4 protein-coding genes and 3 pseudogenes are annotated in these 7,219 nt (G+C 52.2%); 4 read left to right on the plus strand and 3 right to left on the minus strand.

What is annotated here, in order from left to right:
• The coding region (locus tag ACLH1I_RS26145) for a hypothetical protein (protein WP_223602338.1) at window positions 1-78 on the minus strand (78 nt) is incomplete at its 3' end.
• Between the two features lie 307 nt (window positions 79-385).
• Between ACLH1I_RS26145 and lacI the strand changes: the two genes are divergently transcribed.
• From lacI to ACLH1I_RS26165, 4 genes and pseudogenes are all read left to right on the plus strand, one after another.
• Window positions 386-1,468, plus strand: a complete 1,083-nt coding sequence (gene lacI, locus ACLH1I_RS26150; protein ID WP_007851507.1) for a DNA-binding transcriptional repressor LacI — start codon at window positions 386-388, stop codon at window positions 1,466-1,468.
• A gap of 121 nt (window positions 1,469-1,589) precedes the next feature.
• A complete protein-coding gene (gene lacZ / locus ACLH1I_RS26155) occupies window positions 1,590-4,664 on the plus strand; it encodes a beta-galactosidase (RefSeq protein ID WP_064171843.1) in 3,075 nt (1,024 codons plus the stop codon).
• Window positions 4,665-4,715: 51 nt separating this feature from the next.
• On the plus strand, window positions 4,716-5,969 hold the full coding sequence (gene lacY / locus ACLH1I_RS26160; protein WP_003846917.1) for a lactose permease: 1,254 nt from the start codon (window positions 4,716-4,718) through the stop codon (window positions 5,967-5,969).
• Between the two features lie 65 nt (window positions 5,970-6,034).
• Window positions 6,035-6,175: pseudogene (locus ACLH1I_RS26165) on the plus strand (maltose acetyltransferase domain-containing protein); the annotation flags it as partial.
• Between the two features lie 14 nt (window positions 6,176-6,189).
• On the opposite strand, the pseudogene ACLH1I_RS26170 reads toward ACLH1I_RS26165, so the two are convergent.
• Window positions 6,190-6,885 (minus strand): annotated as a pseudogene (locus ACLH1I_RS26170) (IS1 family transposase).
• 34 nt (window positions 6,886-6,919) lie between these two features.
• Window positions 6,920-7,219: pseudogene (locus ACLH1I_RS26175) on the minus strand (IS3 family transposase); the annotation flags it as partial.

A 7,219-nucleotide genomic window follows, 5' to 3' on the forward strand; every position in this document is an offset into this window, starting at 1 on the left:
CCAGTTGGTGATTTTGAACTTTTGCTTTGCCACGGAACGGTCTGCGTTGTCGGGAAGATGCGTGATCTGATCCTTCAACTCAGCAAAAGTTCGATTTATTCAACAAAGCCAGTCATGATGTCAAATGAACGCGTTTCGACAGGAAATCAGGTAATGCTGTCAACCTGTTGATGACTATTTTAATCTGTAGTCATTCAATCCTTGTAACATCAGGATGATCCTGGTGTCAGTGAAAATACGAAATCAACACGTTGGTATCATTACCCACCTGTGAACTGACGTCGGCATTTTGAATCTCACTTCGGCGTGCCCCCTCCGAATGGCGCAAAACATTTCGTGGTATGGCATGATAGCACCCGAAGAGAGTCAATTCAGGGTGGTAAATGTGAAACCAGTAACGCTATACGATGTCGCAGAGTATGCCGGTGTCTCTTATCAGACCGTTTCCCGCGTGGTGAACCAGGCCAGCCACGTCTCTGCGAAAACGCGGGAAAAGGTGGAAGCGGCGATGGCGCAGCTGAACTACATTCCCAACCGCGTGGCACAACAACTGGCGGGGAAACAGTCGTTGCTGATTGGCGTTGCTACCTCCAGTCTGGCCCTGCACGCGCCGTCGCAAATTGTCGCGGCGATTAAATCTCGCGCCGATCAACTGGGTGCCAGCGTGGTGGTGTCGATGGTAGAACGAAGCGGCGTCGAAGCCTGTAAAGCGGCGGTGCACAATCTTCTCGCGCAACGCGTCAGTGGGCTGATCATTAACTATCCGCTGGATGACCAGGATGCCATTGCTGTGGAAGCTGCCTGCGCTAATGTTCCGGCGTTATTTCTTGATGTCTCTGACCAGACTCCCATCAACAGTATTATTTTCTCCCATGAAGACGGTACGCGACTGGGCGTGGAGCATCTGGTCGCATTGGGTCACCAGCAAATCGCGCTGTTAGCGGGCCCATTAAGTTCTGTCTCGGCGCGTCTGCGTCTGGCGGGCTGGCATAAATATCTCACTCGCAATCAAATTCATCCGATAGCGGAACGGGAAGGCGACTGGAGTGCCATGTCCGGTTTTCAACAAACCATGCAAATGCTAAATGAGGGCATCGTTCCCACTGCGATGCTGGTTGCCAACGATCAGATGGCGCTGGGCGCAATGCGCGCCATTACCGAGTCCGGGTTGCGCGTTGGTGCGGATATCTCGGTAGTGGGATACGACGATACCGAAGACAGCTCGTGTTATATCCCGCCGTTAACCACCATCAAACAGGATTTTCGCCTGCTGGGGCAAACCAGCGTGGACCGCTTGCTGAAACTCTCTCAGGGCCAGGCGGTGAAGAGCAATCAGCTGTTGCCCGTCTCACTGGTGAAAAGAAAAACCACCCTGGCGCCCAATACGCAAACCACCTCTCCCCGCACGTTGGCAGATTCCTTAATGCAGCTGGCACGACAAGTTTCCCGACTTGAAAGCGGGCAGTGAGCGCAACGCAATTAATGTGAGTCAGCTCACTCATTAGGCACCCCAGGCTTTACACTCTATGTGTCCGGCTCGTATGTTATGCGAAAATGTGAGCGGATAACAATTCACGCAGGATACAACTATGACAATGATTACGGATTCACTGGCCGTCGTATTACAACGTCGTGACTGGGAAAACCCTGGCGTTACCCAACTTAATCGCCTTGCGGCACATCCCCCTTTCGCCAGCTGGCGTAATAGCGAAGAGGCTCGCACCGATCGCCCTTCCCAAGAGTCGCGCAGCCTGAATGGTGAATGGCGCTTTGCCTGGTTTCCGGCACCAGAAGCGGTACCAGAAAGCTGGCTGGAGCGCGATCTTCCTGACGCCGATACTGTCATCGTCCCCTCAAACTGGCAGATGCACGGTTACGATGCGCCTATCTACACCAACGTGACCTATCCCATTGCGGTCAATCCGCCGTATGTTCCCACGGAGAATCCGACGGGTTGTTACTCGCTCACATTTAATGTTGATGAAAGCTGGCTACAGGAAGGCCAGACGCGAATTATTTTTGATGGTGTTAACTCGGCGTTTCATTTGTGGTGCAACGGGCGCTGGGTCGGTTACGGACAGGACAGTCGTTTGCCGTCTGAATTTGACCTGAGCGCATTTTTACACGCCGGAGAAAACCGCCTCGCGGTGATGGTGCTGCGCTGGAGTGACGGCAGTTATCTGGAAGATCAGGATATGTGGCGGATGAGCGGCATTTTCCGTGACGTCTCGTTGCTGCATAAACCGAGCACGCAAATCAGCGATTTCCATGTAGCCACTCACTTTAATGATGATTTCAGCCGCGCTGTACTGGAGGCAGACGTTCAGATGTACGGCGAGCTGCGCGATGAGCTGCGGGTGACGGTTTCTTTGTGGCAGGGTGAAACGCAGGTCGCCAGCGGCACCGCGCCTTTCGGCGGTGAAATTATCGATGAGCGTGGTGGTTATGCCGATCACGTCACCCTACGTCTGAACGTCGAAAACCCGAAACTGTGGAGCGCCGAAATCCCGAATCTCTATCGTGCGGTGGTTGAACTGCACACCGCCGACGGCACGCTGATTGAAGCAGAAGCCTGCGATGTCGGTTTCCGCGAGGTGCGGATTGAAAATGGTCTGCTGCTGCTAAACGGCAAGCCGTTGCTGATTCGCGGCGTTAACCGTCACGAGCATCATCCTCTGCATGGTCAGGTCATGGATGAGCAGACGATGGTGCAGGATATCCTGCTGATGAAGCAGAACAACTTTAACGCCGTGCGCTGTTCGCATTATCCGAACCATCCGCTGTGGTACACGCTGTGCGACCACTACGGCCTGTATGTGGTGGATGAAGCCAACATTGAAACCCACGGCATGGTGCCAATGAATCGTCTGACCGATGATCCGCGCTGGCTACCCGCGATGAGCGAACGCGTAACGCGAATGGTGCAGCGCGATCGTAATCACCCGAGTGTGATCATCTGGTCGCTGGGGAATGAATCAGGCCACGGCGCTAATCACGACGCACTCTATCGCTGGATCAAATCTGTCGATCCTTCCCGCCCGGTACAGTATGAAGGCGGCGGAGCCGACACCTTCGCAACCGATATTATTTGCCCGATGTACGCGCGCGTGGATGAAGACCAGCCCTTCCCGGCTGTGCCGAAATGGTCCATCAAAAAATGGCTTTCGTTGCCTGGAGAGACGCGCCCGCTGATCCTTTGCGAATACGCCCACGCGATGGGTAACAGTCTTGGCGGCTTCGCTAAATACTGGCAGGCGTTTCGTCAGTACCCCCGTTTACAGGGCGGCTTCGTCTGGGACTGGGTGGATCAGTCGCTGATTAAATATGATGAAAATGGCAATCCGTGGTCGGCTTACGGCGGTGATTTTGGCGATACGCCGAATGATCGCCAGTTCTGCATGAACGGTCTGGTCTTTGCAGACCGCACGCCGCATCCGGCGCTGACGGAAGCAAAACACCAGCAGCAGTTTTTCCAGTTCAGTTTATCCGGGCGAACCATCGAAGTGACCAGCGAATACCTGTTCCGTCATAGCGATAACGAGCTCCTGCACTGGATGGTGGCGCTGGATGGCAAGCCGCTGGCAAGCGGTGAAGTGCCTCTGGATGTCGCTCCACAAGGTAAACAGTTGATTGAACTGCCTGAACTACCGCAGCCGGAGAGCGCCGGACAACTCTGGCTAACGGTTCACGTAGTGCAACCGAACGCGACCACATGGTCAGCAGCCGGACACATCAGCGCCTGGCAGCAGTGGCGTCTGGCGGAAAACCTCAGCGTGACACTCCCCTCCGCGCCCCACGCCATCCCGCAACTGACCACCAGCGAAACGGATTTTTGCATCGAGCTGGATAATAAGCGTTGGCAATTTAACCGCCAGTCAGGCTTTCTTTCACAGATGTGGATTGGCGATAAAAAACAACTGCTGACGCCGCTGCGCGATCAGTTCACCCGCGCACCGCTGGATAACGACATTGGCGTAAGTGAAGCGACCCGCATTGACCCTAACGCCTGGGTCGAACGCTGGAAGGCGGCGGGCCATTACCAGGCCGAAGCAGCGTTGTTGCAGTGCACGGCAGATACGCTTGCCGACGCGGTGCTGATTACCACGGTCCACGCGTGGCAGCATCAGGGGAAAACTTTATTTATCAGCCGGAAAACCTACCGGATTGATGGAAGTGGTCAAATGGCGATTACCGTTGATGTTGAAGTGGCGAGCAATATGCCACATCCGGCGCGGATTGGCCTGACCTGCCAGCTGGCGCAGGTAGCAGAGCGGGTAAACTGGCTCGGATTAGGGCCGCAAGAAAACTATCCCGACCGCCTTACTGCGGCCTGTTTTGACCGCTGGGATCTGCCATTGTCAGACATGTATACCCCGTACGTCTTCCCGAGCGAAAACGGTCTGCGCTGCGGGACGCGCGAATTGAATTATGGCCCACACCAGTGGCGCGGCGACTTCCAGTTCAACATCAGCCGCTACAGTCAACAGCAACTGATGGAAACCAGCCATCGCCATCTGCTGCACGCGGAAGAAGGCACATGGCTGAATATCGACGGTTTCCATATGGGGATTGGTGGCGACGACTCCTGGAGCCCGTCAGTGTCGGCGGAATTCCACCTTAGCGCCGGTAGCTACCATTACCAGTTGCTCTGGTGTCAAAAATAATAATAACCGGGCAGGCCATGTCTGCCCGTATTTCGCGTAAGGAAATCCATTATGTACTATTTAAAAAACACAAACTTTTGGATGTTCGGTTTATTCTTTTTCTTTTACTTTTTTATCATGGGAGCCTACTTCCCGTTTTTCCCGATTTGGCTACATGACATCAACCATATCAGCAAAAGTGATACGGGTATTATTTTTGCCGCTATTTCTCTGTTCTCGCTATTATTCCAACCGCTGTTTGGTCTGCTTTCTGACAAACTCGGGCTGCGCAAATACCTGCTGTGGATTATTACCGGCATGTTAGTGATGTTTGCGCCGTTCTTTATTTTTATCTTCGGGCCACTGTTACAATACAACATTTTAGTAGGATCGATTGTTGGTGGTATTTATCTAGGCTTTTGTTTTAACGCCGGTGCGCCAGCAGTAGAGGCATTTATCGAGAAAGTCAGCCGTCGCAGTAATTTCGAATATGGTCGCGCGCGGATGTTTGGCTGTGTTGGCTGGGCGCTGTGTGCCTCGATTGTCGGCATCATGTTCACCATCAATAATCAGTTTGTTTTCTGGCTGGGTTCTGGCTGTGCATTCATCCTCGCCGTTTTACTCTTTTTCGCCAAAACGGATGCGCCCTCTTCTGCCACGGTTGCCAATGCGGTAGGTGCCAACCATTCGGCATTTAGCCTTAAGCTGGCGCTGGAACTGTTCAGACAGCCAAAACTGTGGTTTTTGTCACTGTATGTTATTGGCGTTTCCTGCACCTACGATGTTTTTGACCAACAGTTTGCTAATTTCTTTACTTCGTTCTTTGCTACCGGTGAACAGGGTACGCGGGTATTTGGCTACGTAACGACAATGGGCGAATTACTTAACGCCTCGATTATGTTTTTTGCGCCACTGATCATTAATCGCATCGGTGGGAAAAACGCCCTGCTGCTGGCTGGCACTATTATGTCAGTACGTATTATTGGCTCATCGTTCGCTACCTCAGCACTGGAAGTGGTTATTCTGAAAACGCTGCATATGTTTGAAGTACCGTTCCTGCTGGTGGGCTGCTTTAAATATATTACCAGCCAGTTTGAAGTGCGTTTTTCAGCGACGATTTATCTGGTCTGTTTCTGCTTCTTTAAGCAACTGGCGATGATTTTTATGTCTATTCTGGCGGGCAATATGTATGAAAGCATCGGTTTCCAGGGCGCTTACCTGGTGCTGGGTCTGGTGGCGCTGGGCTTCACCTTAATTTCCGTGTTCACGCTTAGCGGCCCCGGCCCACTTTCTCTGCTGCGTCGCCAGGTGAATGAAGTCGCTTAAGAAATTAATGTCGGATACGGCGCGAGCGCCTTATCCGACCAACTTATCAGGACGGAATGTTAAAAATGAACATGTCGATGACAGAAAAAATAAAAGCAGGCAAGCTATTTACCGATATGTGCGAAGGCTTACCTGAAAAAAGACTTCGTGGGAAAACATTAATGTATGAGTTCAATCACTCGCATCCATCAGAAGTTGAAAAAAGGGTAATGACTCCAACTTATTGATAGTGTTTTATGTTCAGATAATGCCCAATGACTTTGTCATGCAGCTCCACCGATTTTGAGAGCGACAGCGACTTCCGTCCCAGCCGTGCCAGGTGCTGCCTCAGATTCAGGTTATGCCGCTCAATTCGCTGCGTATATCGCTTGCTGATTACGTGCAGCTTTCCCTTCAGGCGGGATTCATACAGCGGCCAGCCATCCGTCATCCATATCACCACGTCAAAGGGTGACAGCAGGCTCATAAGACGCCCCAGCGTCGCCATAGTGCATTCACCGAATACGTGCGCAAACCGTCTTCCGGAGCCTGTCATACGCGTAAAACAACCAGCGCTGGCGTGATTTAGCGCCGACATAACCCCACTGTTCGTCCATTTCCGCGCAAACAATGACGTCACTGCCCGGTTGTATGCGTGAGGTTACCGACTGCGGTCTGAGTTTTTTAAGTGACGTAAAATCGTGTTGAGGCCAACGCCCATAATGCGGGCGGTTGCCCGGCATCCAACACCATTCATGGCCATATCAATGATTTTCTGGTGCGTACCGGGTTGAGAAGCGGTGTAAGTGAACTGCAGTTGCCATGTTTTACGGCAGTGAGAGCAGAGATAGCGCTGATGTCCGGCAATGCTTTTGCCGTTACGCACCACCCCGTCAGTAGCTGAACAGGAGGGACAGCTGATAGAAACAGAAGCCACTGGAGCACCTCAAAAACACCATCATACACTAAATCAGTAAGTTGGCAGCATCACCCTTTTTCTTAAGGGCATCAACTATCAGGGTTTTCTCCCTGTTTTTCAGTTTCAGAAAGCTGATGCCCAGATCTTTTTTTATCAGTTCATTCGCCTTTGTCAGTATGTCACGTTCGAGCTGCAGCTGATGAACCTGCTTCCTGAGACGCTGGATTTCACCGAGTAAAGTATCCTGATTTTTATCCTGAGGGGCTGCCTTTCGTTTGCGCATGGATTGATAAGCCTCGTCACTGATAAGGTCTTTCTTCCATTTGTACAGGACCGGGACGCTGACGCCTAT

Source organism: Klebsiella sp. 1SOBk10mer, assembly GCF_046602535.1.
In the GTDB taxonomy this organism is placed as follows: Bacteria; Pseudomonadota; Gammaproteobacteria; order Enterobacterales; family Enterobacteriaceae; genus Klebsiella; species Klebsiella quasipneumoniae.

What these genes read in the sequence shown, in the direction of transcription:
- lacY (WP_003846917.1), top strand. Translation starts at nt 4,716, where the DNA reads ATGTACTATTTAAAAAACACAAACTTTTGGATGTTCGGTTTATTCTTT.
- lacZ (WP_064171843.1), top strand. Translation starts at nt 1,590, where the DNA reads ATGACAATGATTACGGATTCACTGGCCGTCGTATTACAACGTCGTGAC.